General features: G+C 65.5%; 18 protein-coding genes. 8 read left to right on the forward strand and 10 right to left on the reverse strand.

Annotated features, from left to right (window positions below; genetic code table 11):
• Positions 1-156 precede the first annotated feature (156 nt).
• Together C8E96_RS34620 and C8E96_RS34020 are read left to right on the forward strand one after the other, a co-directional pair.
• On the forward strand, positions 157-630 hold the full coding sequence (locus C8E96_RS34620) for a transposase family protein (RefSeq protein ID WP_407642677.1): 474 nt from the start codon (positions 157-159) through the stop codon (positions 628-630).
• Positions 579-716: a hypothetical protein gene (locus tag C8E96_RS34020; RefSeq protein ID WP_176926868.1), complete on the forward strand. Its 138-nt coding sequence runs from the start codon at positions 579-581 to the stop codon at positions 714-716. The genes C8E96_RS34620 and C8E96_RS34020 overlap by 52 nt, the downstream gene beginning before the upstream one ends.
• A 46-nt stretch (positions 717-762) precedes the next feature.
• Here the strand turns inward: C8E96_RS34020 and C8E96_RS13465 are convergent, their stop codons facing one another.
• From C8E96_RS13465 to C8E96_RS33240, 3 genes are all read right to left on the reverse strand, one after another.
• Positions 763-1,077, reverse strand: a complete 315-nt coding sequence (locus C8E96_RS13465; RefSeq protein ID WP_133794415.1) for a hypothetical protein — start codon at positions 1,075-1,077, stop codon at positions 763-765.
• 49 nt (positions 1,078-1,126) lie between these two features.
• Positions 1,127-1,240 carry a thiamine pyrophosphate-dependent enzyme gene (locus C8E96_RS34480; RefSeq protein ID WP_166657979.1) on the reverse strand — a complete coding sequence of 38 codons (114 nt, stop codon included), beginning with the start codon at positions 1,238-1,240 and terminating at the stop codon, positions 1,127-1,129.
• A gap of 296 nt (positions 1,241-1,536) precedes the next feature.
• Positions 1,537-1,683 (reverse strand): hypothetical protein, encoded by a 147-nt coding sequence (locus C8E96_RS33240; protein WP_166657980.1) that lies wholly within the window; start codon positions 1,681-1,683, stop codon positions 1,537-1,539.
• Between the two features lie 953 nt (positions 1,684-2,636).
• On the opposite strand from C8E96_RS33240, the gene C8E96_RS33245 reads away from it, so the two are divergent.
• Both C8E96_RS33245 and C8E96_RS13480 read left to right on the forward strand, forming a co-directional pair.
• Positions 2,637-2,966 carry an amidohydrolase family protein gene (locus C8E96_RS33245; protein ID WP_166657981.1) on the forward strand — a complete coding sequence of 110 codons (330 nt, stop codon included), beginning with the start codon at positions 2,637-2,639 and terminating at the stop codon, positions 2,964-2,966.
• A gap of 27 nt (positions 2,967-2,993) precedes the next feature.
• Complete coding sequence (locus C8E96_RS13480) at positions 2,994-11,978, forward strand: OTU domain-containing protein (RefSeq protein WP_133794417.1); 8,985 nt, start codon at positions 2,994-2,996, stop codon at positions 11,976-11,978.
• A 329-nt stretch (positions 11,979-12,307) separates the two neighbouring features.
• Here the strand turns inward: C8E96_RS13480 and C8E96_RS13485 are convergent, their stop codons facing one another.
• Positions 12,308-13,339, reverse strand: a complete 1,032-nt coding sequence (locus C8E96_RS13485; protein ID WP_166657982.1) for an AraC-like ligand-binding domain-containing protein — start codon at positions 13,337-13,339, stop codon at positions 12,308-12,310.
• Between the two features lie 182 nt (positions 13,340-13,521).
• Between C8E96_RS13485 and paaK the strand changes: the two genes are divergently transcribed.
• Positions 13,522-14,829 carry a phenylacetate--CoA ligase PaaK gene (paaK, locus tag C8E96_RS13490; protein WP_091373022.1) on the forward strand — a complete coding sequence of 436 codons (1,308 nt, stop codon included), beginning with the start codon at positions 13,522-13,524 and terminating at the stop codon, positions 14,827-14,829.
• Positions 14,830-15,868: 1,039 nt separating this feature from the next.
• On the opposite strand, the gene C8E96_RS13500 is transcribed toward paaK, so the two are convergent.
• From C8E96_RS13500 to C8E96_RS13515, 4 genes are read right to left on the reverse strand one after another with little or no spacing between them, the layout of a single operon-like run.
• The gene (locus C8E96_RS13500; protein WP_228769790.1) at positions 15,869-16,789 is read right to left on the reverse strand and encodes a carbohydrate ABC transporter permease; all 921 of its coding nucleotides are present in this window, start codon (positions 16,787-16,789) and stop codon (positions 15,869-15,871) included.
• Positions 16,786-18,183: an ABC transporter permease gene (locus C8E96_RS13505; protein ID WP_228769791.1), complete on the reverse strand. Its 1,398-nt coding sequence runs from the start codon at positions 18,181-18,183 to the stop codon at positions 16,786-16,788. Before C8E96_RS13505 ends, C8E96_RS13500 begins: the two co-directional genes overlap by 4 nt.
• Positions 18,087-19,403 carry an ABC transporter substrate-binding protein gene (locus C8E96_RS13510; protein ID WP_091373030.1) on the reverse strand — a complete coding sequence of 439 codons (1,317 nt, stop codon included), beginning with the start codon at positions 19,401-19,403 and terminating at the stop codon, positions 18,087-18,089. The genes C8E96_RS13505 and C8E96_RS13510 overlap by 97 nt, the downstream gene beginning before the upstream one ends.
• On the reverse strand, positions 19,400-20,605 hold the full coding sequence (locus tag C8E96_RS13515) for an ABC transporter ATP-binding protein (RefSeq protein ID WP_324187090.1): 1,206 nt from the start codon (positions 20,603-20,605) through the stop codon (positions 19,400-19,402). Before C8E96_RS13515 ends, C8E96_RS13510 begins: the two co-directional genes overlap by 4 nt.
• 188 nt (positions 20,606-20,793) lie before the next feature.
• Between C8E96_RS13515 and C8E96_RS13520 the strand changes: the two genes are divergently transcribed.
• Both C8E96_RS13520 and C8E96_RS13525 read left to right on the forward strand, forming a co-directional pair.
• Positions 20,794-21,486: a response regulator transcription factor gene (locus tag C8E96_RS13520; RefSeq protein WP_091373032.1), complete on the forward strand. Its 693-nt coding sequence runs from the start codon at positions 20,794-20,796 to the stop codon at positions 21,484-21,486.
• Positions 21,483-22,751, forward strand: a complete 1,269-nt coding sequence (locus tag C8E96_RS13525; protein ID WP_091373035.1) for a sensor histidine kinase — start codon at positions 21,483-21,485, stop codon at positions 22,749-22,751. Before C8E96_RS13520 ends, C8E96_RS13525 begins: the two co-directional genes overlap by 4 nt.
• Before the next feature lie 1,215 nt (positions 22,752-23,966).
• On the opposite strand, the gene C8E96_RS13530 is transcribed toward C8E96_RS13525, so the two are convergent.
• Both C8E96_RS13530 and C8E96_RS13535 read right to left on the reverse strand, forming a co-directional pair.
• Complete coding sequence (locus C8E96_RS13530; protein ID WP_324187121.1) at positions 23,967-24,662, reverse strand: AfsR/SARP family transcriptional regulator; 696 nt, start codon at positions 24,660-24,662, stop codon at positions 23,967-23,969.
• A gap of 139 nt (positions 24,663-24,801) precedes the next feature.
• Positions 24,802-25,506 carry a flavodoxin family protein gene (locus C8E96_RS13535; RefSeq protein ID WP_091373040.1) on the reverse strand — a complete coding sequence of 235 codons (705 nt, stop codon included), beginning with the start codon at positions 25,504-25,506 and terminating at the stop codon, positions 24,802-24,804.
• A gap of 142 nt (positions 25,507-25,648) precedes the next feature.
• Between C8E96_RS13535 and C8E96_RS13540 the strand changes: the two genes are divergently transcribed.
• On the forward strand, positions 25,649-26,428 hold the full coding sequence (locus C8E96_RS13540; RefSeq protein WP_091374126.1) for a transposase: 780 nt from the start codon (positions 25,649-25,651) through the stop codon (positions 26,426-26,428).
• Positions 26,429-26,880 lie beyond the last annotated feature (452 nt).

The raw sequence follows: 26,880 nt of genomic DNA on the forward strand, positions 1-26,880 counted from the left end.
GGTCGGGGCCGGTTCCGGCATGTGGAACCGCTCTTTGTTCCGCATCAGAATGTGCCATCCCTTCACGAACGGTCAACCGAGCTAATTCCGCGTAACGGGGTTGTCGCGCTTTGTGATCGTCGTGGATTCGGGGCGGCGCACCGGGTGGGGATGGGAATGGTGGGAACGTGCAGGTCGTGTCCGCCCGGACGGGTGGCCATTGTGGACTCCGGGGTGCGTCCCGGTCGGGAGCACGACATGAGCGCCGCCCGCGCCGACTTGGATCTGTTGGCCCGAATCACCGAGTGGGTCGGCGACGGCGCCCTCGCCATGGCCGATCTGGGGTACGAAGGCGAACTCGACATCTTCCGCATTCCGTTCAAGAAGCCCGCCGACACTACGTTGACCGTGGACCAACAGCCCTACAACACCGTCCACGGCGCCCTGCGCTGCCTGGGCGAACGCGCCAACTCCCTGATCAAGACCACATACAAAGCTCTACGCCGCAATCGCGGCTGCCCCTTGGCGAGCGCGCGCTGCGGGCCCAGGTCGCCGACATCGCGGCCAAGGCGCGGGACGCCACCGACATCATCGGCCAGGTGGTCGCGCGGCAGGCCCGCTCCGCCATCGACCGGATCGACTCGCGGATGATCGAGTACACGATCTCCGACTTCTTGGGCGACATCGTCGGGGCGGCGCTTGTCCTGCTCCACCACGAGAACCACCGAACCACCTGATCAACATCAGTTGATCACACAACGCCACGCACGTTACTCGAAAGGCTCAGTGAATAGCGATATTGCGACGGACAGAATGTTGCGATCGCTCGCCGTTGTGCGGGAATTTGCGGTACACGAACTCTCCTTTCAGTCGAACTGTAGTGCCCGTTGCCTCTATGGCGCTGATTTCTGCCCGGGCGGTCATACGTGCAGGCAGAGCAGGGGCGATCTGGCCGGTGTTTCTAGCCTGCCCGGCTGACGTGGTCAGGGCTTCTTGCGCACCCACGTAGTTGATGTTCGTGGTGAGCTGCCGAATTCCGTTGCGGGTGAGCCATTCCTCAATGTCGGAGCGCACGTGATGCAACGCATCGTCGTCCATGCGCATGACGATGCTCCGGAAACTGCTGCCCATCACGATCTGCCACCAGTCAGCGGCGTTCCGCCGCGAGCGCTCCAGGGAGCGCGAAGGCGATAGTGGACAACCCGTTGGAGACGAGGAAGGTGTTCGGCTCGTAAGTGGGATATAGCCGCGACATCCACATTTCGCCGCCCCGGTGTCGGTCAGGACGATATCGGTGGGTTCATGGCGGCGCGGCGAGTGCGTCCAGCGACCGGGAAGGGGTCGGCGTGCAGGCCTACGGTGACCGGGTGGTGCAGCTCCACTTTCTGCGGGAAACTGGTGCAGGTGAAGGACGGCCTTGTCCCGACTGGGGTTGACTTTGGCCGGGTCGAACTCGTGGAGTTCGTATCCGACACAGACGATCACGTCGGCGTCATCGAAGCCAAGTTGGTGTAGTCGTGCCGCATGAAACCCACCGCGCCCAAGGCATGGGGGTGGTCATCGGGGAACACGCCCCTTGCCGTGGAATGTTGTCGCCACCGGCAGCCCTGGCTGTTCGGTAAAGCGCACCTGTGCGGCGCCCGTGCCGGCACGGGCAGCGCCGTGCCCGGCCAACACGATTGGCCGCCGCGCCGCGGCCAGCACCGCTGCGGCCCTGGCGACCTGGGTCGGGGACGGTTCCTCGGGCTGCTGGCGGCCAGGCCGACGACGATTCGGTTGCCTTTTATTACCTCAATGACGGCCCGGACACTCCCAATATTTCTGGTCGGGGTCGTGAGATCGAGGAGTTTCTGAATAGGCTGACTCTCAGCGGTACACGCACGACGAAATAGGATGGAATCCCGGATGAGTGTTCGCGCTGACGTTCTCAAGCGTGCCCGTTTTGCCGCTCTGCTGACGGCCGTGGTGGCCACGACAGTGGGTGTGGCCGCCGCCGCGCCCGCGTCAGCAGCGTCGAGTGGTGGTGTGCTGAAGGTGTGTTCGGTGGGGAACTACACCTCATTCGTTCGGTTCCCCGCGAGGGGCACGGTGACGTGGCCGGTGCCTGCGGGCGTGTGCATCAACACCAAGATCGGCTTCAGTCAGAATGTGGAGCTGATTGAGGTCTGGGGCTACGCGGGCGGGCGCGAGTTCAAGCTGCAGACGGCCGGATGCGGCCGGCGTGCGGCAGTATCGTCGAGACCCATGGCGACCGCCCCGACAACCGGTGGGCGGGAGTTCAAGCGGTTTCGATCTTCCCCTGCCGTTCCTGAGGTTGCTTCCAGCGGAGGCGGGTGGGGATTCGCATCAAGCGGCTGCTGGCGATCCCCGGACACCCGACCTCAATCACGCCGTCGGCGCGACACTCCTGGCGAGGCCGCCGGCCCCTGCCGCCATCACCCTGACACCAGCCGGTGAGAAGTTCACAGAGGAAGTACTTCCGATCCTGGTCTTACTCGCCCAAGCCGAAAGCCGGACCAGTCCCAACACCACGCGCTTGTGAGAAATACTGCCTCGGATCGTGGTCGTGCTCGCCATCAATTAGGGTGGCGCGCCGATGGGCGTTCGTGGTCACGGTTGTTCGACGGCGAAACGGCCAGTCCGGTGGACAACCCGTCGTGATCATCGAAGGAACGACGATAGCCGGAGTCGGCTGCGCGGCGGATCTGCGGCATGGGGAGACCGTGGTGGAGTTTCCGGGCGCCACCCTGTTTCCTGGTCTGATCGACCCTCATGTGCACCTCGCCTTCGACGCGAGCTCCGACTCGGTGAAGCCGCTCGCCGAGCGCGACGACGATGCTGTCGCGGCCGCAATGCGCTTCGCGGCCACGACAGCATTGCGCGCCGGCATCACGACCATTCGGGACCTCGGTGACAGGGACTTCTGTCACTGGCGCTGCGAGGCGCGGTGGACCTGCCGACCATCGTCGCGGCCGGGCCGCCACTGACCACTGTTGGAAGGGCACTGATCGATCGTGGCGGCGGATGTCTATTTCCCGGAGTGGCTTGACTGGTTGACGGTGTCGATCGTTGGTACCAGGGGAGATCAGGTCGATGTTGCGGCGACTCGGGCGACGGCGGATCGGTATCGCGAGCTGGCCGTGTTTCTTGATGGGCTGGGATACCTGATCGCCGGTGCGGCGGCCGGGGTTGATGACGCTATCGGGGGCAATGCCGGCCGGGCGTTCCGGGGGAACGCGGACGAGGTGGTGGTGCCGTTGCCGCAGGTTGCCGGCTTGGCGGGGACGCAGGGGGATGCCCTGGACGATTTCGCGTTGAACGTGGAGTCGAGTAACTACTCGACGATGTACGAGCTCACGTTCTTCGCGTCGTCGATTGTGTGGGCGCTGACGAGCCCGTTCACCGCGTGGATGGTGCCCGAGTTCATTGCCGGCGCCCGTTTGGCGGTCGCTCAGATCTTCGCGCTCAGGGACGCCGTGACGTTGGCGGTGAAGGAGGCCGTGGAGGAGGCCGCTGAGGAGGTGGCTCAGGGCGCGTTGGTCCAGTTGCACCAGAAGGTCGAAGGTAATCGACACTCCGTGGACTGGGACTCGATCGCGATCGGTGCGGTCGCGGGTGCGGCGGCGGGTGGCCTCATGTCCGGTTTGCGCAAGCTTGGCGAGAAGTTCACCCCGGATTTCTCGAAGACAGTGCTGTTCTCCGGTCTGACCGAGGGCGTCACGGAAGGCATCGTGGGCGTTGGTGTCACCGGTGTGACGGGTGGGAACCTGTCGGATGCCTGGATGGGTGTGGTCGGCGGGTTCAACTCCGGTTCCCTGGAGCACGGCGCCAACGAGGTCGGTGACAAGATCGACGATCTGGTCAACGGGCCGAAGATGCCCAACATGGATGCGCTCGAGCGGCCGACTTCGGTCACGCCGAGCGGGCCACAGGGCACGACTGACGGTGGCGACGGGCCCCCCACGCCGATCACGCAGGACGTGGAGTCCGAGTTGCCCCCGGGCGTCGACAAGCCCGGCACGGACACGCCGGGTGTCGATGGGCCCGGCTCGGACACGCCGGGTGTTCACGGACCAGTGACGGACACGCCAGGTGTTGACGAGCCTGGTTCGCAGACGCCGGGTGTTGACGGACCTGAGACGGATGCGCCGGGTGTTGACGGGCCTGGTGCGGATGCGCCCGGCCTTGATGGGCTTGGCACGGACGTGCCGCTGGTCGTCGGCGCGCCGTCGAACATCCCTGCGGGGGCGCCGCAGAACAAGCCGCCAGGGCACGATCCGCAAGGGCAGGACCTGCCAGGCCGGGATCGGCCCGCCGAGACCGGGCCACACTTGGAGCAGCTCGGCGTTGATCAGCCGGCACCGCACTCCATCCTGCCGCACACTCCGCCACCGATCAACGGCCCAGTGGCCGACGGGCCGCGGATCGAACACCCGGTGATCGACGTCCCCGTGGTGGACACCCCGGTGATCGCTGGTCCACGGCTGGACGACCAGCCGCTGGAGGGTCCGCGGATCGATGCCCCGGTGGTTGAGGGGTCGCGGGTCGAGGTTCCGGACGGACCGACTGTCGAAGGACGGAATTCCGTTGATCCGGGCCAGGTCGTCGGCGACCCGACCGTCACTCCGGTTCCGGTCCCGTTGACGGACACGGTGACCGCGCCGCCGGTGACTGTCGACTCGCCACTGTTCAATGGGGTGGATCCCCACGCGCCGAGTGCGCTGCCGGGCGATACGGCGGACCCGACCTCCGTTGCGCCCCAGCCGATCCCGACCCAGGCGACGACGGATCACACGCCAACGGATCAGCCTCCGACGCAGGCCGGTCCACTGCCGGTGACGAGCCCGCCGAGTGGTCCGTTCGCGCAGACGACCCCGCCGACGACCCCACACATGGACCTGGCTTTGGGTGGCGCCGATCCGACACGGTCGGGCGGTCAGGTCGGGGAGCATGTCCCCAGTGGAGAGTCCGACGACGGTCGGTTGCCGTTGGTGCGGGAGTCCGGTATTCCGCAGGGTTCCGCGTTGGGTGATCTCGGGGTTCAGGGCCCGGTGGGACACAACGTCGATGGTCCGCGGCTTGGTCACCCGGGCGCGGTGCCGGTCGACTTGCCGCCGTTGAACGTTTCGCACGCGGGGCCGGTCTCACCGATTGGGCAGGCGGGCGGCCCGGCGGGTCCGGTCACCGTCGCGCCGCAGACATCTGCGACCCCGGTGAATCCCCAATCGGGTTCGTCGAGCCCGGTTCGGGGCGGCACGGAGTCCGTGCCGTCCGGGGATCAGGCCGGGGCCGTTTCCAGTGGACGGTCGGATCTTGGCAGGTTGCCGCTGGAGCGGGAGTTTGAGGTGCCGCGCAGCCCCGCGTTGGGCGATGTCACCCCTGCGCCGAGCGTGAGCGACACCCCTTCGCCGCAGAGCATCGCCCCGGTCGAGCAGGCGCCTGCCGTCCTCGGCCGGACGGACACACCTATCGCCGATGCGGGCCCCGTCGCCGACACCCATGTCCCGGGCGAACCGGCGACAGATCACTCCGACGTCGAGGTATCCGATGTCGAGGTATCCGAGGTCGAGTCGGTCTTCGATGGTGACCGCTCGGATGTCACGGATGCGAGTGATCTCGGTGACGTCCCGGTTGTGCCTGTTCAGGTTCCGCCGGTCTATGGCACGCCGCACGGCTATCCGCGGGGTGAGTCGCTCGCTGCAGCTCCCGCGCAGCAGGGTGGCCGGATCCACATGGCGCCGGGTTGGCCTAAGCCGGTGCGGTCGGCGTTCGAGGTCCGGCGGGGGCGGCGGGGCGTGGACACCGTCGTGGAGGTCACGGTGTTCGTCGACCTCCAGCCGAAGGGCCGTCAGGATGTCCTTGTCCGGCAGCAGGTGCTGCGGGAGGCTCAGCTTGCCGTCGACTGGTACTACAACCAGCCGAATCTGCGCCTGCGCAATGGTGACCTGCTGCGTTTCCGTATCCAGCCCAAGTCGGCGGACGATCCGCTGCACCATGCGGTGACCATCGATGCCGACCACGAGATCGACCATCTGCACTGGCGGCCGGGCATGCCCAGCGTGACCTATGCGCACGAGTTCGGCCACATGATCGGCCAACCGGAGGAGTACGCCGAGAACCAGCCGAAGCCGGACAACAATGCCAAGGACAACAATGCCAAGGACAAGAATGTCGAGGACAAGCCGAAGAGGCTCGATATCAGTGGCACCGTCATGGGCCGCCACACGGAGATCGGCCCGGACGGAAAGCCGCGCCTGATCACCGACATCAAGGTGCCGCAGCGATTCGTCGACGTCCTGGCTCGCAACCTCGGTATCGACGACCTCACCCCGACCGGCCACGACACACCGTTGCGCCAGGACAACATCGTCACCCCCGAACTACCCGAAGGCACCCCACTCCCCAAAGCACCACCGTTCGAAGTCGATCCGGCGGCAACGCCCACCGGAATGGCCAGGGACAGTCAGCCAGGGACGTCGGTCATGGCCGGCCACACAGACACGCACGCGGCCTGGGTGAACTCGGTCGGCGGCACCGGCGTGTCGATCAACCCAACACCTCCGCCACCGACCTCGGGGGCCGTACGGCGGCGAGGGGTGCGCGAGCCTCCGCGTCGGCGGCACGAGCGCCGCCGGTTGCGGCATGCGGCGGAGACGGCGGAGGCCGAGTTGCGTCACGTGCCGGGCTGGGACGTGCTGATCATGCGGGCGCGGCGTGCCGAGTTGTTCGCGGACCAGGTTGTCGCGGCGGTACTCGCGGCGCGCAGTCACACCAACCCCGGTGTCGGCTGGTCGACTTTTTCGGCCAGGACTAAGACAGAACCTGCCTCGGCAGGTGGGGACAGCGAGGCCGGTTCCCACGAGGCCGCCTTCGGCACTCTCGGGATACCCGCGCGAGTGCGGGATCTGGTGGTGGGGTGGCGTCCGCCTGGTGCGGATGATCCGGACGGGGTTCCGAATCTGAAGCTGTTCGTCACGGGCAAGCCTGAGCTGGTTCGTTATTTTCCCGCACCGCTCAAACAGAAGAGGTTGCCGGCGCCGGCGAAGGAGATGTTGCGTGCGTGGGTGCGGGGTATGCGTGGCCAGACTGATACCGATACGGGCAAGGCCTACCTGGCGAAGCGGGTGGCTGCCCTGTCCGGTGGCATGGTCAGCCAGTCGGTCGTCACCAAGAGCTGGGCGGACATGGGGGAGGCGGTGCCTGATGAGTTGCGGGATAAGGTGCTGGAGTGGCGCCCGCCTCGTGCGGATGATCCGGACGGGGTTCCGAATCTGAAGCTGTTCATCACGGGCGAGCCTAAGCTGGCTCGTTATTTCCCTCCACCGCTCACCTTGAGGAGGTTGCCGGAGTCGGCGAGGGAGGTGTTGCGTGCGTGGGTGCGGGGTCTGCGTGGCCAGACCGAGCTCGGTACGGGCGAGGCCTACACGGCGAAGCGGGTGGCTGATCTGTCCGGTGGCATGGTCAGCCAGACGGTCGCCACAGGCATCTGGGCGGAGATGGCGGAGGCGGTGCCTGTTGAGTTGCGGGATCGGGTGCTGGAGTGGCGCCCGCCTCGTGCGGATGATCCGGATGGGGTTCCGGATCTGAAGCTGTTCATCACGGGCGAGCCTAAGCTGGCTCGTTATTTCCCTCCACCGCTCACCTTGAGGAACTTGCCGGCGCCGGCGAGGGAGGTGTTGCGTGCGTGGGTGCGGGGTCTGCGCGGCCAGACCGATCCCGATACGGGCAAGGCCTACACGGCGAAGCGGGTGGCTGATCTGTCCGGTGGCATGGTCAGCCAGACCGGTGTCATCGCCATCTGGGGGGAGATGGCGGAGGCGGTGCCTGATGAGTTGCGGGATCGGGTGCTGGAGTGGCGCCCGCCTCGTGCGGATGATCCGGACGGGGTTCCGAATCTGAGGCTGTTCATCACGGGCGAGCCTAAGCTGGCCCCCTATTTTCCCCTACCGCTCACCTTGAGGAACTTGCCGAAGCCGGCAAGAGAGGTGCTGCGTGCGTGGGTGCGGGGTCTGCGTGGCCAGACCGATCCCGGCACCAACAAGCCTTACAACGCGGCGCGGGTGGCTGCCCTGTCCGGTGGCATGGTCAGTGAGACGGGTGTCACCAACAGCTGGGCGGATGTGGCGGAAGTGGTGCCTGATGAGTTGCGGGATCGGGTGCTGGAGTGGCGCCCGCCTCGTGCGGATGATCCGGATGGGATTCCGGATCTGAAGCTGTTCATCATGGGCGAGCCTGAGCTGGATCCCTATTTTCCCCTACCGCTCACCCAGAGGAGGTTGCCGAAGCCGGCGAGGGAGGTGTTGCATGCGTGGGTGCGGGGTCTGCGTGGCCAGACCGAGCTCGGTACGGGCGAGGCCTACACAGTGACGCGGGTGGTTGCTCTTTCCGGCGGCCTGGTCAGCCAGACGGTCGCCACAGGCATCTGGGCGGAGATGGCGAAGGCGGTGCCTGATGAGTTGCGGGATAAGGTGCTGGAGTGGCGCCCGCCTCGTGCGGATGATCCGGATGGGGTTCCGGATCTGAAGCGGTTCATCACGGGCGAGCCTAAGCTGGCCCCCTATTTTCCCCTACCGCTCACCATGATGAGCTTGCCGAAGCCGGCAAGAGAGGTGCTGCGTGCGTGGGTGCGGGGTCTGCGTGGCCAGACCGAGCTCGGTACGGGCGAGGCCTACACGGCGACGTGGGTGGCTGATCTGTCCGGTGGCATGGTCAGCCAGACCGGTGTCGTCGCCATCTGGGGGGAGATGGCGAAGGCGGTGCCTGTTGAGTTGCGGGATCGGGTGCTGGAGTGGCGCCCGCCTCGTGCGGATGATCCGGATGGGGTTCCGGATCTGAAGCTGTTCATCATGGGCGAGCCTGAGCTGGATCCCTATTTTCCCCTACCGCTCACCTTGATGAGCTTGCCGGCGCCGGCGAGGCAGGTGTTGCATGCGTGGGTGCGGGGTCTGCGCGGCCAGACCGATCCCGATACGGGCGAGGCCTACACGGCGACGCGGGTGGCTGATCTGTCCGGTGGCATGGTCAGCCAGACGGTCGTCTTCGTCGCCTGGGGGAAGGGGGCGAAGACGACGTTGGACACGGACGTGGCGTTGCGGGAGGCGGCGCGGGCGCGGGGGTTGGGGGTGGTTGAGGTGCCCGGTGATGGTGACTGTTTCTACAACGCTGTGTTGCAGACGGTGCCGGAGGAGGTGTTGCGGTCGGCGATGCTTCACCGGGGCCAGCCGATGACGGTCAGTGGGCTGCGTGTCCTGTTGGCCCAGGCTTACGAGCATTCACTGCAGGACCCCGATTTCGTGCTGGGGCTTTACAGCATGGCTATTGAGCAGGAATTGGCTTGGGCTGTGCGGCTCCTTGCTCAGGGTTATGACCAGGATGACCCCGAGTTCGCGGCGTGGAGAGCCCAGATCCGGGATGACTTCCTGCAAGCTGGTTCGTGGGCCAACACCAGTGGTGATATCGCTCCGCAGTTGGTCTCCGGGGTGCTGGATGTCACCATCCGCAATCTGAGCCCTAACCAGGTCGCCCCGGGCCAGGACGTCGCCCCGGGCCAGGAGGGCGTCTACTACCTTGCGTACAACGGCGTCAACCACTACGACGCCACACGTCCCCTGCCCGGGCAGGGGACGTCGGGTCCCGTCACGCGCCCGTCGGCCGCGCTGCCCACAGCCCAGCCCGGCGCGTTGGTCATGACCAACGTCGATGTCGACATGCCGGATGTCGATACGCCGGATGTCGATACGCCGGATGTCGATACGCCGGATGTCGACATGCCGGATGTCGATACGCCGGATGTCGATACGCCGGATGTCGACATGCCGGTTACGACGGCCGTCGGCAAGCGGCGGGTGCCCGCCGGTGGCGGTCACTCTGACGACAGTGAGTCCGGTGACCGTGACTCGGCCGTCGAGCCGGGCAGGCGATCTCCGGAGAAGCGGCGCAGGCGCGACCCTGGCAACGTTGGTGCCGCGGGTCTGGACATGTCCGGGCCGGGTGATCGTGTGGGCTTGTCGCGGTTGGCGGGCGAGCGTGGGCTGGTCGTGGTGCCGACGTCCGGTGTGGGTAACGGGTTCTTCGAGGCGGTGCTGGCGACGGTGCCGGTCGAACTGCTGGCACGCCGGCTCCGTGTGGGACTGGAGCAGGTGTCGGTCCGGGCGTTGCTGGAGGAGCTGCAGTGGCCGCTTCCGATGGACACATGGTGGACAGGAGGCGGCTCGATACAGACACTGATCGTCAACAGGCTGGGTGTCACCCTCTCGGTCCTTCAGTACACCGGGGAGACACACTCGTTCCAGCCTGCCGATAGCGGCCAGAATCCACCCGTGTACCACCTTGTTCAGGACGATCAGGGCTTCTACCACGCAACCACCTCCCTCACGCCCGCACCGACCACAGCGCGGCAGCCCGGACCGGGCTCCCCCGTGGGGCCACCCGTGTCCATACCACCCGCGACTGAGATGAATGCCGCTGATCTGGGCGGTTCGGCACGCCCCGTTGATACGGGCATCTCTGGCACGGGTATCTCCGAGAGGCCGGTGCCTGAGACGGTCGTGCTGCCGACCCGCCAGGCAGGCGACACTCCGGCCGGTGTCTTCTACCCTGCCCACGGTCGGGGGCGCCGCGGCCGAGCTGGCCAGGAACGTGAGAATGCGCCGGGATTGCCGACGTTGGCCGAGCCGGGCCGGCGACCTCGGATGTGGACGGCAATGTCCCCGGTGCTGGCGAACGGTTTCCGTACACGCGCGAGTGCCGAGCTGCGTCTTTTCCTGCCGTGGCGCCCGACCGCGCAACAGCATGAGGACTACACCACGATGGTGGACTTGGTCGCCTACCAGATCTACCTGAGCGACCACGGGCTCATCAGTCGGCCGCACGTGCACGGTCCCCAGCATCTCGCCGAAGCCCTCGCCACCGAGTACCGCACCCGATGGGCGCACCTGCACATGGCTGTCCCGCCTGGCGGCGTACCCCTGTCATCCGGACCCGCTGGCGACACAGCCGCGCGGAACGCCCCGCGCCAGGTCGCCACGCGGCGCCGCTCCGATGGCGGTCTGGAGGTGACCTACCCTCCGGACCAGGCCGAACTGGAACGCGAAGGACTGCAGCTGCTCCGGCGGCTCCACCGCCCCAGAGTCATCCCGACCCCCGGCGGAGACGACCTGTTCCCCTGGCGTGACAGCACCGACCCGGCCCGGGTGTTCGCACCCTTCGCCGGCCCCGACGGCCAGGTGCACCCCTACATCCGCGCCAACGTCGACCAGATCACCGCCACGATGCGCACCGGCAAAAGCCTTCTCATCGGCATCGCCCAGGATCCCGAGGACAACCGGCTGTCCCCGTTCAAAAAAGACGAGCGAACCGCGATCTGGACACGGCTCGAGGCCACAGTCGCAGGGGAGGTCCGGCGGCTGGTCCTCGGCCAGCCGCTGGACACACCACGAGTCCGTGTCGGAATCGTCACAGACGACCACGTTGAGCCACACGAACGCGTTCTCATCGGAACGCACGGGCTGTTCCGGTACCAGGACGCCGACACACCACCCGCCCAACGCCTCACCGCGCAAGGCGGAGACATCTTCGGCCTCTACATCGGAACAGCCCTGCTCACCGACGCCGAGCACCAAGACTGGCAGGCACGCCACCCCACAACCTTCCCGCACTACGCCTTTGACGCCCTCACCATCACCATCACCGGCGATGATGTCAACAATTCCATCGCGTTCGCCAACGCCGCACTGACTGAAGGACAACCACCAGAATACGACGAATCCCGAATCAACGCGGAGTTCCTCTCCTTCCACATCACCATGCCCCTGCCTCCCGAACGCCGCCCCTTCCCCAGCAAAACCACCTACAAAATTGGCATCATCGCTCTCGTACCCTTCGAAAACGTCTACGACCTCGCAACAAACCCCCATGGTGTCATCCGCGTCTCCTACGGCAACGCCTTCTTCCGCAACGACCCTGCCATCAAACAAGAAGAAACCGACGACAACACATAACCACCACATCAACCCAGAGGGGTCTATCCCAGCAACGGCTCTGGCGCACTTTCGGTGGTGGCGTTATCCGAGGAGGATGCGGTGACGCAGGAGAGCGATGCCCGCTCTCCCATACATTTGTCGCTTGAGCAGCTTCGTTTTTCTGTGGAATCTGATTTGTCAAGTTCATCCCTGTTTGCCCTGGTTCACTGTGACGATCGGCAGCAGGGTCGCGGTCGCCGGGATATCGATCTCGCGTGGCGAGGAGAAAGTGGTCACCATCGTCCTGTGACCCAGAACCAAAGCGCGCCAGCCCTTCAACCAGTCGTCGAAGGGCTGGCACGTTCGAGTCAGTGCGCGCCCTGTACCGCAAGGGGCGCCGGCTCGACCGCGCTCGCGAGATTGAGCGGCGTCGTTGAACGAGGTGGATCAGGTACCGCAGCCTGTCGGTAGTCGCGTGGAGACACGCCAAAGGTCGATCGGAACAGGCGGGAAAAGTGGGCGGCGTCCGGGAACCCCCAGCGAGCCCCGAGAGTGGAGATCGGCCGGTCGCGTAGCGCCGGATCGACGAGGTCGCGGCGGCAGCGCTCGAGGCGCCGCTGCCGGATGATGGAGGTGACCGACTCGCCTCCGGCCTCGAACACCTTCTGGAGCAGCCGCACCGAGACGAAGTGAGCGGCTGCGATCTGGGTTGAACACAGGTCCGGGTCGGGCAGGTTCTCATCGATGAACCGATAAACCTGTGCGACCAGCGCGCGGTGGCCGGCGGTTGAGCCTTCGGGCAAGGTCGCTGAGAGCTGCTGGGCGAACGCCGCAGTGACGAGGTCAACGACTGCGTCGCCCAGGTGCGCGGCGATGACGCCGCCGGTAGATCCGGTGTCCGCGGACAGGCCGCGCATCAGCGGTGTGAGCAACGAGGCGAGGCCTTGATCCCCCGAGAGACGGACGGCGGTCAGGCCGTCCATGCGGGCGGCCGGCAGTTGGACCAGGACGCGCGGGAACATCGCGATGATCATGCGGAACTCGTCGCCGAAGGAGATGCGATAGGGGCGCGAGGTGTCGTAGATCGCGAAGTCCCCGGGTCCCAATGCGGCCTCCCGGCCGTTCTGCTGGATCACGCAGCTGCCGGAAACCTGTAGGCCGAACTTGTAGAACTCAGGGTCATCGCGACGGATCAGTCGCGGTGTGCGTTCGACCACCGCCGTAGATGCCACGACCTCCGCCAGCATCACCGTCCCGAAGTCCTTGGCTTCGACGCCGCCTCGAAATCGGCGGACAGATTCCCTAGGCGGCCGCGCGTGCAGCGGTACGAATGTCTGGCAGATCTCGCTCTCCCACTCGTCGAACGTGTGGTGAGCGCTGCCTGGAGAGGTGAAGGTCACATTTTCCCTCAAAGCCTACGCCGATGCTCAGGTGAGCCCGGTCACAATACCTGACCGATCGGTCTGGACGTCAAGGAGTATCGGATTCTTGGAGTCAAGAGCCCTGCGTCTGCGGACAAGTGGGCGAAGGTCCTCGAGCGCACACTTGAATCGGCGACACCCGCTGAAGACAAGGAGTAGCCATGGACGACCTGAGCCCGCGACCCGGAGACCTGGAGCCGATCGAGACGGCCTCGGTCGACGAGCTTAGGACGCTGCAGACCGAGCGGCTGCACTGGACGGTCCGCCACGCCTACGACAACGTCCCGCACTACCGTGCAGCCTTCGACGCCGTCGGGGTGCACCCCGACGACGTCAAGGAGCTTGCAGACCTCGCGAAGCTGCCGTTCACCGCGAAGGCAGACTTGCGCGACAACTACCCGTTTGGCATGTTCGCGGTTCCGCGCGAGCAGGTCGTCCGGGTCCACGCCTCGTCCGGCACCACCGGCAAGCCCACGGTGGTCGGCTACACGCGGGACGACATCGAGACCTGGTCGACTGTGATGGCGCGCAGTATCCGGGCCGCCGGAGGCCGTGCCGGCCACATCCTGCACAACGCGTACGGCTACGGCCTGTTCACCGGTGGCCTTGGTGCGCACTACGGCGCCGAGAAGCTCGGGTGCACCGTCGTGCCGGTTTCTGGCGGAATGACTGAGCGACAGGTGCATCTGATCCAGGACTTCCGTCCAGACCTCATCATGGTCACGCCCTCCTACATGCTCTCGATCATCGACGAGATGGAGCGGCAGGGCATCGATCCGCGCAGCACCTCCTTGAAGGTCGGCATTTTCGGCGCCGAACCGTGGACCAACGACATGCGTCGCGAGATGGAGCAGCGCCTCGACATGCACGCAGTCGATATCTACGGGCTCTCGGAGGTCATGGGCCCTGGTGTGGCCAACGAATGTGTCGAGACCAAGGATGGCCTCCACGTCTGGGAGGACCACTTCTACCCCGAGATTATCGACCCGGTTACCGGGGAGGTGCTCCCCGATGGCGAGGTCGGCGAGCTGGTTTTCACCTCATTAACCAAGCAGGCGATGCCGGTCATCCGGTACCGGACCCGCGACGTGACCCGGCTCCTACCCGGCACGGCGCGCACGATGCGCCGGGTGGAGAAGATCACCGGACGCACCGACGACATGATCATTCTGCGCGGGGTGAACCTCTTCCCGACCCAGATTGAGGAACTTATCCTCTCCACCCCGGAACTCTCACCGCACTTCCAGTGCGTCTTGGGCAGAACCGGGAACCTGGACAACCTCACGGTGCGCGTCGAGCGCCGGGAGACGGCTCCGTTTGAAGGAGCGCAGGAGTCCGGTGTTCTTCTCCAGAGACTGATCAAGAACTCGATCGGCGTCACCGTCGCGGTCGAGGTCGTTGAACCCGCAGGTGTCGAGCGGTCCGTCGGCAAGATGCGCCGGATCGTCGACCAACGTCCCGCACGCTGACTGCACGCTGGCAACTCGCTGGCAACTCGCTGGCCGGGATTGACGAGGAGCGAGCGTTTGTCGCACACCGCGTCTGCAGACTGCACCAACTGGCGTGAAAGTTGGCCCGTGATTGACTCCAGTTCCACGTGTGAAGCCAAAGCGAGCGGAGCATCCACGCCTCGATCGCGCGGGCATCGTGCGATCGTGCAACACCCAGGCTCCGGCGATCAAGGCCGGAGGAAGGGCGGCCGACTGTTTGTCCGCCATCCCTGCCCGGAGTGCACAGCTACTTCCGGCGAGGCGGCCTCGTCGTCGCCTGGCCCGAGGTGCTCCATCAGGTGGCTGAAGGCCCTCGAACGCGAGCGTCAAGATCGTGGAGGCAAGTTGCTCGGTCGGAATCTGCCCGTCGATGCGGTACCACTCGACCAGCGAGTTGACAAGCCGAACCGCTGCAGGCTGACCAGGTCGGGGTCCAGGGTCGCTACGCAGAGCACCTCATCGACCGCCTGCCTGACGAGGGTTTGCGGGGTTAGCGGCGACACTTCGGCGACGCTGAAGAGCCCTCACCTGGGCACCACTACTACCGTGCACGCGGGGCAGAAGGGTGACCGCGGGTTGGTATGCCACCAACACCTCGACGCAGCGGCGCACCGCATCGTGCAGTCGTTCGGAGGTCGGCCCCTCTGCTTTCGTGGCGACGCCAACCGCCTTGCTCAGCTCGTTGCGAGCCTCGTCGAATGCCTGGGACGGCAACTCTTCCCTGCTCGTCACGTGACGGTAGACGGCTGACTTGGTTGCTCCGTGGACTTCGCGATGTCGCCGATGCTGGTCGCTTCATAGCCCTTGCGAATGGACTGTACGGCCGCCGCGTTCAAGAGCTCTGCGCGATCACGCCTGAAGGCTGCCTCGGACTCTCGAACTCACGAGTTGCGATGAAGTGGCGAGTGTTGAACCGGTGACCTCGACTCTCACGACCGGTGAGAATGTAATACCAAGGGCAGCGGCGCGCGCCCGGAGAAATCCGGAGCGCGCGCCGCTGTCATTTCTTGGGCAGGAGCTACTTGGTGGATCCGGCGAGCACCCCCTGCACGAAGTACTTCTGGAACGCCAGGAACACCACCAGTGGCACCGCCATGGACAGGAACGCCCCGGTGGACAGCAGGTCGATGTTCGCGCCGAACTGCCTCAGCTGCGATCGCAGTGCGACGGTGATCGGCGCGGAGTCCTGGTCGGCGAACACCAGTGCCACCAGCAGGTCGTTCCACACCCAGAGGAACTGGAAGATAGTCAGCGACGCCAGCGCCGGCTTGGCGATCGGCAGAATCACCCGGCGGAACACCACCCATTCGGTCGCGCCGTCCATCCGCGCGGCCTCCACCAGGTCGACCGGAATCCCGGTGAAGAAGTTGCGCAGCAGGAACACCGCGAACGGCAGGCCGAACGCGACGTGGAACAACACGACGCCGGCGATGGTGCCGAACAGTCCCACCGCGCCGAACAGCTTCGCCACCGGGATCAACGCCACCTGGATCGGCATCACCAGCAATCCGACCACGACCACGGTGAGCCAGTCACGACCGGGGAAGTCGATCCATGCCAAGGCGTAGGCGGCCAACGCGGAGATCACCACGACCAGCACCGTCGAGGGGACCGCGATGTAGACGGTGTTGAGAAACGACTGCCAGATTGCCTTGTTACCCGCGAGTTCGGCGTAGTTCTCCAGGGTCAGATCGAGGGGCTTGGTGAAGATCGTCCACCAGCCACTCGCGGTGTTGGCCTGCTCGCTGCGGAACGACGCGACCAGCAGCCCGATCACCGGGGTCAGCCAGAACAACGCGACCAGCGCGAGGCCGACCTGCACCCCACCGTTGCCGAGCTTCGACACGAACCGGGTGAGCATGCCTCGTTTCGGTGATCCGGTCACCGGTACCTCGACGACCTGGATCTCACGGGGCTCGAGAGACAGCGCAGTAGTCACGATCGCTCCCGTCGGAACCTACGGATGTTGTAGAGCATCGCTGGGGCGACCAGCAGGAACAGGATGATCGCCAACGCGCTGCCGACGCCCTGGTCGCCGCCCGCGCCGAATGACACTTGCCACATCTGCAGCGCCAGGACGTTGGCTTCCTCCTGCACGGAACCCGGTGCGATCACGAAGACCAACTCGAAGATCTTCAGCACGTTGATCACGAGCGTGACGAACACGGTGAGCAGCACCGGCGCCAGCAGCGGAACGGTGACCCGCTTGAACACCTGCCACTCGGTCGCGCCATCGACCCGCGCGGCTTCAAGAGCGTCACGGGGAATCGCGGACAGTCCGGCGGCGATGAAGGTGATCGCGAACCCCGTCATGATCCAGATCCACGAAGAGATGATCACTGGCGTGACCAGCGCCGGACCAAGCCAGGTCAGACCGCGAAACGGCAACGCGAAGTTGCCGGACGGCAAGCGCACCGAGTATTCCCCCGGCCCAAGGTTGGGGAAGGTGAACCTGCCGTCGTCACCTGTCATCGTGGTCGCCACCACGGCTCCGTCCCGCACGATCTCGACCGTGAGACCGGGTAGGCCGCGTTCGGCGGGATCGATCCGGCCAGACCGGCCACCCGTCGACACATCCAGCCACACCGCGCCGCGCACCTCGTTGCGGCCCGCCGACGGCTGCGACACAGGACGAGCGCTGGTGGGCAACTGCTGCGGCGAGTACCCGACCAGCGGCAGGGACACCACGCCGCCAGGGGAAACCGTTGCGGTGCTGGTGTATCCCCTCTCACTGGCGTCGAAGCCGGAACGCGGGCGGGCACCGGGATAGGAAGACGGCGTAGCGAAGACGTCGTGCACGCCGACCATCGCCGCGTTCACCACACCGCGCTCCGGATCCTGCTCGTAGACGAGCCTGAAAATGATCCCGGACGCCAACAGCGAAATCGCCATCGGCATGAACAGGATCAGCCGGAACGCGGTTGCCCAACGGATCCGTTCGGTCAGCACCGCGAAGATCAGGCCAAGGCAGGTGACCACGGCCGGAGCAACGACCACCCAGATCACGTTGTTGCGGAAAGCGATCAGCGTCCGCGGGTCGGTGAAGGTTTCCTCGTAGTTGCCTAGACCGACGAACTTGTCGCCGCTCGCATCGAAGAAGCTGCGGAACAGCGAGTAGACGAGCGGATAGACGACCAGCGAACCGAGGAGCAGCACAGCGGGCAGGAGAAACAGCGCGGCCTTGCCGGGGGAACGCCCCGGCTCGGCCGCGCCGCGGCGTGCGCGCAGCACCTGGGTCACGACGCGTACGCTTTGATCGCACTCATTTCCAAGCGCTGCATCGTCTCCTCGACCTTCGTCGGATCGGCGAGGAAGTCCTGCAGGTCCTTCCACATGCCCGCGCCCTTGGTGCCACCGAACGCGGTGGGCGTGAGGTCGGAGAGGTCGAATCGGACGTTGTCGCCCGCGTCGATGATCTGCTGTGCGAGGTCGCGGGTCACATCGTCGGGATATGCCTTGGCATCGATGCCCTTGCTCGCCGAGAGGTAGCCGCCCTCGGCCGCCCACACCGCACCGGCCTCGGGCGAGGCGAGGAACTTCATCAACTCGTTGGTGGCCTTGTCGTCCTTGAACTGAACGGCCATGTCGCCGCCCGTGACGACCGCGGGAGCGCTGCCATTCACCGAGGGGAATGGGAAGAACGTCGCATCGCGACCAACGACGGCCCCGGTGCTGGAGCTGATGACACCGGAGACGAAGTCGCCCTCGAACACCATCGCCGCCTTGCCTGGGTCACCGAACACGTTCGTGACAGACTTCGGGAACTCGGTCTGCAGCGCGCCCGACGAGCCGCCTTCGATCAGTCTCTGGTCACCGAACAGCTTCGCCAGTTCCCGCAACGCCACCCGCACGCTCTGGTCGGTCCAGGGGGTCTCGTGCTTGGTGAGCTTGTCGTAGTTCTCCGGTCCAGCGGTGCGCAGGTAGACGTTCTCGAACCAGTCTGTGAGGGTCCAGCCGTCGGCACCCGCGACGGACACCGCCGACGTACCCGCGTCCGCGAGCGAACGGGAGGTGGTGAGGAACGTTTCCCACGACGCAGGTGGATCAAGCGGGACCGAGGCGGCTTCGAACGCCTTCTTGCTGTACCAGATGGTGGACTTGTTGGCGACCTTGAAATAGATGCCGTACAGCTTGTTGTCGAAGCTCCCGAGCTTCCGCCAGATCGACGCGTAGTTCGCCGCGACCTCTTGCTCCACCTGTGCGCTCACCGGCTTGATCGCACCCGATTTCGCGAGTTGGGCGGCGAAACCCGGCTGTGCCACGAGTGCGACGCTCGGCGGCGTGCCGCCGGAGACCTTGGTCTGCACCACGGTCGGCAACTCGTCGCCCGCGCCGGTGTATCTGACCTGAGCTTCGGTCTTGGCCGTGAACGCGGCGAGCACCTTCTCGAAACGCGCCTGCTCCTCGCCGGACCACGTGCCGATGATGTCGACGGTCTGGCCCTTCAGTGCACCGTCGCCATCGGTCGCGCTGACGCTCGCGGACTCACCGGGGCTGCAGGCGGTCGCGGCAAGCGCGAGCGCGAACAACCCGGCGATCTTGCTCAGTCTCATGAACTCTCCTCATTCCAGATGGCGGCACCAGTGATCGGGTCGAAGAAGTGCAGGCGGGCCGTGTCGATCCAGATCGCGATCGGTTGCCCCTCGTAGATCCGCGATCGCGGGCTGAAGCGCCCGACCATCACCATGCCGTTGTGCTTGGCGGGCACGTCGTCGGCACCGGAGTCCTCGGCGAGCGCCCGCGTGTCGACGGTGTCGGCGGGTTGGGCGTCCACCGGGTAGTGCACGAGCACGTCCGATCCCATCGCCTCCACCAGATCGGCGACCGAATGCAGCAACGACCCCTCGACGTGGTCGACGAGGGTCGCGTCCTCCATGTCCTCCGGCCGGACGCCGAGCACGACGTCCCGGCCGACGAAATTCGCCAGCGCGGGGCGTTCGTGCAGCACGGAATCCGGCAGTCGCAGCGCGTCGGAGTTGAGCGTGACCCAGTGCTGGCCGTCACCGTCCACGTGCAGTCGAGCCACCAGCAGGTTCATCCCCGGCGAACCGATGAAGCCTGCGACGAACAGGTTCACTGGCCGGTCATAGAGCTCCTGAGGAGGACCGACCTGTTGCAGCACACCACGTTTCATCACCGCAACACGATCGCCCAGCGTCATCGCCTCGGTCTGATCGTGGGTCACGTACACCGTCGTCACACCGAGATCACGTTGCATCCGGGCGATTTGCGCCCGCATCTGCACGCGCAGCTTCGCATCCAAATTGGACAATGGCTCGTCCATGAGGAATACCTGTGGCGATCGCACCATCGCCCGCCCCATTGCCACCCGCTGCCGCTGCCCACCGGACAAGTTGCGTGGCTTGCGATCGAGATGCTCGGTGAGTTCCAACACCTCGGCGACCCGGCGCACCCGTTGCCGGATCTCCTTCTTCGGCATCCTACGCAAGGTGAGCCCGAACGCGATGTTGTCGAATACGTTCAGATGCGGGTATAGCGCATAGGATTGAAACACCATCGCGACATCGCGGTCACGGGACGGCACGTCGTTCACGACGCGGTCGCCGATCCGGATCGTGCCCTCACTGATGGTCTCCAGACCCGCGACCATCCGCAGAGCAGTCGACTTTCCACACCCCGAGGGTCCGACCAGCACGAGAAACTCCCCGTCCCGGATGTCCAGGTCGAGGTCCGTCACGGCACGCGTGCCGTCGCCGTAAGCCTTGCCGAGTCCGGCAAGCATCAGTTCCGCCACACCAACTCCACAACACTGTGTGAACTGCCGCACCGCGAACACGGTGCAGCAGAGAACTTACGCCGCGTTGCCCTAACGTAGTCCTAAGGAACGCGCACAATCGCCGTAAGGGACTTAAGGGAACACTCATGTGCCCGGAACCCCTGTTCACGGTCCCGCAACGCAGTGGCGCGCCTAGGCTTTCCGGCATGCCTAGAGCGCTGGTAGTCGAGGACGATCCCGCAGTCCAGGTCGCGTTGGTGCACGCGCTCCGCGGACTCGGTCTGGACACGCACGCCGTGGGCACAGCAGCTGCCGCGTTACAGGAAGTCGCCAATACCGAGCTCGACATCGTGGTGCTCGACCTCGGCCTGCCGGACCTCGACGGCGGAGTGGCCTTGACGATGCTCCGCAGCATCAGCAACGTCCCGGTGATCGTCGCGACCGCCCGCGGGGACGAGGAGTCAGTCGTACGCTCACTCAACGGGGGCGCTGATGACTACATCGTCAAACCCTTTGCCAGCAGACATCTCGCCGCCCGGATCAACGCGTTGCTGCGGCGCAGCCAGCCCGCATCGGAGACAGACGAACCAGAAGACGTCATCGATCTCGGCGGCCTCAAGATCGACCTGAGCACGCGACACGCGACATTGGACAGCGTCGTGCTCGACCTCAGCAGGCGGGAGTTCGACATGCTGGTTTACCTAGCGCAGCGGGCGGGCCGCGTCGTCAAAAGGCACGAGCTATTGCAGGCGGTGTGGGATCAGGCGTCCACTTCAGACGACCGCACCATCGACGTCCACACATCTTGGTTGCGCCGCAAGCTCGGTGAAACCGCGGCCGATCCGCGCTATCTGCACACGGTACGCGGGGTTGGTTACCGCCTCGCGGCACCCGGATGACGCGGCTCGCCAGACGCGCGGTCCTTGTCGCCTGCACGGTGCTGACCGTTCTTCTGGTGTCGTTGACCGTCGTCCTCGCGGTATCGCACGAACGCGATCTCGTGCACGAGAAGGATTTCAGCGATGCGACCATCGTCGCGGAGGTGCTGGCCGCGACCCAGGACAAGGAGATCGTCCGCGCGGCTATCGGTCGCACACCGGCAGGCCGCTCCGGTCGGCTGGAGGCTCGGCTCGCGCACGGTGGGGTGCTCGGAATGAGCAATGGTGATCCCGCTGTCGTACTGCCGGTGCGAGCCGCTGACGGCGGTAACGCTGTCGTGTCCGTGGTGTCGGCTCCCATCCCATTTCCGCACGGCAAAGTCATACTCGCGCTATTTGTCGCCGCGGCAGGCATGGCAGGCGCTGTGCCGCTCGGTCTGCGGCCGCTGCGCCCGATCGGGCGGGCGCTCACGACGTTGACCGAGGTCGCGCTGGACGGCGGTCGCCGCTTGCGGGTGAAAGGACCGCGTGAGCTTGAGGAACTCGGTGAGGCGATCAACGCGACCGCTGACCGCACCGACGAGATGCTCGCGAAGGAGCGGAAGATGATCGCGGACGTCTCGCACCGGCTCCGCACGCCACTCACTGCATTGCGTCTCGACGCCGAGGCGATCGGCTCCGGCGATGCCGCGGACCGCGTCCGCGTCTCGGTCGAGACACTCGAGCACGACGTCAACCAGATCATCCACTCCCTCCAACTCAGCACCGTCGCGACGGCGAAGCCGAGGTGCGACCTCGCTGCTGCCGTGGCAGAACGGATGATGTTCTGGTCCGCTCACGCCGAGACGCAGCTACGTTCCTTCGAGGTGACGCTTACCGACGGGCCGGCAAAGGTACCGCTCGCGCGCGACCGGGTCGAGGCCGTCGTGGACACATTGCTGGCCAACGTCTTCCAACACACACCCCCGTCCGCGCCGATAGCGGTCCAGGTGGTGCGACACGCGGGCTGGATCACGCTTGTGGTGGAAGACGGCGGTCCGGGCTTCGCCGATCCCAGCGGCGCCTTGCTCCGGGGCGCGAGCGGCTGCGGGTCGACCGGGCTCGGCCTCGACATCGCCCGGTCCGCCGTGGAGTCCACCGGGGGGCGCATCATCGTCGACAAAGGCCAGCTAGGTGGCGCCCGCATCCGGTTGAAGATGGCCGAGGCAGATCGCGAGCAGCGCCCGGAAGATCCTCGCGCATGGCGCCTGTGGTCCAAGAACCACCGGCGCCCGCGCCCACAATGAGATCCTCACCCGACCCGCCATGTTGAGTCGCCGACAAATGACGCCCACGGGCAGCTACACGGAAACCTCCGCGACGTCCATCGAGGTACCAAGCGGCAACTTGACATCCGGCCGCGCCGCAGGTCGGGCGCACGCGCGAGACCTGGGCGCGTCCGGCGTAACAAGCTCAGGGCCGTCGCCTGCATCACCGGATCAACCAAGGGCGGTTGAAGTCGTGTGGCTACCGGCCTCTGGCCCAGCAACCAGCACTTGCTCTGGATCGCCGTCTGACCGTCGCCGGGTTCAGGTCAGGAGTGAAGGCCAGGCACTAGCGCCCAGGCGTCACCAAGCTGCCCATTTGTCCTCACCGGTCCGCCACGACCCGGCTGGAAGCTGACCGTGGCGACCCAGAAGTCACCCTTGCCGTCCCGCCCACGAATACTCATCCCCTCGATGTCGTCGCCCCGGCCTAGAGCGGCCGGCAAACGCACCTCAGCGCACGCGCCACGCGGCACGACCTGCGAAATGGTTCGAGTCTTGTAGTAGAGCAAGTACGTGCTGTAGTTGCCGAACGAGCACACACCGAAAGCGTGCCAGAGGTAGCGGATGCAGGTGCCGCGGCGTGCACACCACCGGCTACGACCAGCGCTGCGGTAAGAGCAACGGTGAGTCCGGCCCGTCTGAGGGCGTTCACACGAAGCTTCATCTTGATCCCATCCAGGTCCGATTTCAGCGAATCATGATTACCAGAATTCGCTTGATTGCCCGCAACAGGCAGGCCGGAGCCTATCGAAGATCACCGGAAAAGCAGTGGGGAGATCCAGAGATGCCCGAGCGAACATCATTCTCTGCCCGAGCCCATGACCATCAGGGCGGACTTGGAAGTCGCAACAGGCAAAGGGCCACGCATTCGTGTGGTCGGGCAAGAAAAACGGTGCACGGAAATTTCGATGTCCAGCGCATTGCCTGAAAGGAGAGCTTGTGGTCCGCACGTTCGCCGGGGCTGGCGCGCACGCTCTCGCCACGCACGCCGCCTCACCGCGGGTCCGGGGCCAAGTGCGGGTTGTCGGTCACCGACACGACCGACGCTCGTCGATGGTGCTCTTCGGCGGGGTTACCTACCACCGGCGGGAGATTCATGATTTCGCACTCCAGGAAATGTCGGTTAGCCTTCTCCATCTTGTTCCGCCGCCGGTGAGTTGGCGACGAAGAGGCGTGAACAAATGCCTTTGCCGATCACCCGCCACCCGCGGGCGCCATCTGCGGCAGCAGAATCCACGAAACACGCTGGATTCCCTGAATACCCAGCTGATCAACGTATACCTCCCTTTCGACACACCAAGACAGTCGGCCGTTCGTGAAGGGATCGCACATTCTGATGCGGAACAACGCCCGCAACCGCTCGCGCAACGGGTGGAGATCGGTCAGCAGTGACAGCTCGGATGCCAGTCCGTATTCCTGACCGCCCAGCTCCAGCATCAAGGTGCCGCGCTGCTCCGCCATGGCCAGCCACTGTTCGACCAGACCGGCCCGTTCGGTGTCCACCAAGGCGCCGCCCGCGCCGGCCAGCGGGGCGCCATTCCACAGTTTCAGCGCAGCGTCGAACTCGGCGATCGCGGCGGTCTCGGCCAGTGTGCGGCCAGCAGACCAGTGGCGGTCGAACCGACGAGCATCGGTGTCGAAGTCCGCCAGGTTCATCGTGTAACCGGTGCGTGCGGACATCAGTCTCACGGACGCACCGGCGAGGTCCATGTCCTTACGCAGCCCGGCGACATAGGTGTAGATGCTGCCGCGCGCGCTCTCCGGCGCCTCGGTTCCCCACAATGCGTGCACGAGCCGATCGCGGGACACGGGCTGGCCGCCGCGCAACGTCAGATAGGCGAACAGCCCACGGCGGAGCGGAAATCCAAGCTCGACCTCATGGTCGCCCAGCCACGCTCGGACCGGACAATTCCACGCGAAGACTGGTCATCTGGCCCTCCTCACGCCGCCGTCTTCAACCACGGTACGAGGCAGTTCCTTAGCGCCACCTTGAGAAGAGGTTGCAACCGGCCGTTCAGTCCGCACCCGGTCAGCGGTACTCAGGGTTCTCGAAATCGTACCGGCAGCCCGCGTCCCATCCGGCGCGCTGATTGCCGTGCGCCGGGATCCCGCCCGCATCTTTGAGCATCCGGGCCAGGTGCAACAGGTTCCACGTCATGAACGTCGCGTTGCGGTTCGTGAAGTCGTTCTCCGGTCCGCCCGAACCGGCGTCCAGATAGGACGGTCCGGGACCGGCCTCGCCAATCCATCCGGCGTCGGCCTGCGGCGGGATCGTGTAGCCGAGGTGCTGCAGGCTGTACAGGACGTTCATCGCGCAGTGCTTCACGCCGTCCTCGTTGCCGGTGACGAGACAGCCACCGACCCGGCCGTAGTAGGCGTACTGCCCGGAATCGTTCAGCAGGCTGGAACACGCGTAGAGCCGCTCGATGACCTTCTTCATCACCGAGGAGTTGTCGCCCAGCCAGATCGGACCGGCCAGCACCAAGATGTCGGCGGCCATCACCTTCTCGTAGAGGGCGGGCCAGGCGTCGGTGGCCGCGCCGTGCTCGGTCATGTCCGGCCAGACCCCGGTGGCGATGTCATAGTCGATTGCCCGGATCACCTCGACGCCTACACCGCGTTTCTCCATGATCGTCCGGCTGATGTCGATCAGCCCCTCGGTGTTGCTCGGCTCCGGCGAGTACTTCAACGTGCCATTGATGAACAATGCCCGGAGATCGCGATAATCGGTCATACAAAAGGCTCCTTCTACGTATTCAGGAAATTCGCTAATAGGCTCATGTCGATGTCCGACTGCTCTCAGCGCAGTTCAGAACCTAAGGGATGTCTCGTAACCCGGTGATGGGTGTCCCGGGGTGATCGTTGATCATGGTGTGGTGCAGGTGATCTCGGCGTCCCGGTCGGAGTGGATCGTTCCGTTCACGGGCTTGGAACCCGGCCAGTTCCGCAAGCTCGTGCGGGTCGTAGCCCAGCGTGGCGGCGAGCAGGTCACCGACGGTCGCCCTGGCCGTCAGTGGCGGCTGGACTTGGCCGACCGGGTGTTGCTGGTCGCGACCTACTGGCGGACCAACCTCACGATGCGCCAGATCGGGCCCCTGTTCGGTGTGTCGCACTCCGCGGCCCACCGGGTCATCGACACCATCGGCCCGTTGCTGGCGCTGGCCCCGGTCCGCAAGCGGCGGATCGACCAGATCGCGATCGTCGACGGCACCCTGGTGCCAACCCGGGATCACCGACTGGCGGCACCGTCGAAGAACTACCGGTACTCGACCAACCTGCAAGTCGCGATCGACGCCGACACCCGCTTGGTCATCGCCACCGGCGACCCCGAACCGGGCAACCGCAACGACTGCACCGTCTACCGCGACTCCGGCATCGAGCACACCCTGGCCGGGCGCCCGGTCATGGCCGACGGCGGCTACCAAGGCAACCCCGGCGTGATCATGCCTTACCGCAAACGCGCCGACGGCCAACCTCTGACCGACTGGCAAGAAGCCCTCAACACCACGCACCGCAAGGTCCGCGCCCGCGTCGAACACACCCTCGGACGCATGAAGAACTGGAAGATCCTGCGCGACTACCGCCGCGCAGCCCACACCTTGCGCGACACCGCGTCAGCGATCGCGAACCTGCACAACATCACCATCACCGGCTGACCACAGAACACCCAAGACAGCCAACAACAAGATCAGTTACGAGACATCACTTAGCGTGTCCGACTCAGCCCAAATTTAGGCGTCCCGCCGAAATTTCTTGACCAAAGGGGTAGGATGTTGTGCCCATACGCGCAATGTTTGAACGGGCCGCCAGGCCAAGTGCATCGCTTACATAGGTTCAGGAAACCACACATCTGAAATTTCTGCGAATACTGTCATCCATGAAGGAGCGGGGCCGGTCAAGGACCACTGTTTGGTGGTTCGGCCGGGTTAGGGGTGTGCGTGATCGTGGCGGCGGGGTCAGGCCCGGGGCCGCAGGTCCCGCCCCTGAAGGGGGCTTGGCCTTGATGCCGTCGCCGACGGTCGTCGCGATCATGGAGTTGGCCGGACGGGTGCCGGGGGTGCGTCCTTCCCTGGGTCGTCGGGTTGTGGTAGGTCGTGTTTCACGAGGT

This window comes from Actinokineospora alba, assembly GCF_004362515.1.
GTDB classification, from domain to species: Bacteria; Actinomycetota; Actinomycetes; order Mycobacteriales; family Pseudonocardiaceae; genus Actinokineospora; species Actinokineospora alba.

Coding starts and splice junctions, on each gene's coding strand:
- C8E96_RS34620 (WP_407642677.1), top strand. CDS start 157: ATGGTGGGAACGTGCAGGTCGTGTCCGCCCGGACGGGTGGCCATTGTG.
- C8E96_RS13465 (WP_133794415.1), bottom strand. CDS start 1,077: ATGGACGACGATGCGTTGCATCACGTGCGCTCCGACATTGAGGAATGG.
- C8E96_RS34480 (WP_166657979.1), bottom strand. CDS start 1,240: ATGTGGATGTCGCGGCTATATCCCACTTACGAGCCGAACACCTTCCTC.
- paaK (WP_091373022.1), top strand. CDS start 13,522: ATGGACGACCTGAGCCCGCGACCCGGAGACCTGGAGCCGATCGAGACG.
- C8E96_RS13510 (WP_091373030.1), bottom strand. CDS start 19,403: ATGAGACTGAGCAAGATCGCCGGGTTGTTCGCGCTCGCGCTTGCCGCG.
- C8E96_RS13520 (WP_091373032.1), top strand. CDS start 20,794: ATGCCTAGAGCGCTGGTAGTCGAGGACGATCCCGCAGTCCAGGTCGCG.
- C8E96_RS13525 (WP_091373035.1), top strand. CDS start 21,483: ATGACGCGGCTCGCCAGACGCGCGGTCCTTGTCGCCTGCACGGTGCTG.
- C8E96_RS13535 (WP_091373040.1), bottom strand. CDS start 25,506: ATGACCGATTATCGCGATCTCCGGGCATTGTTCATCAATGGCACGTTG.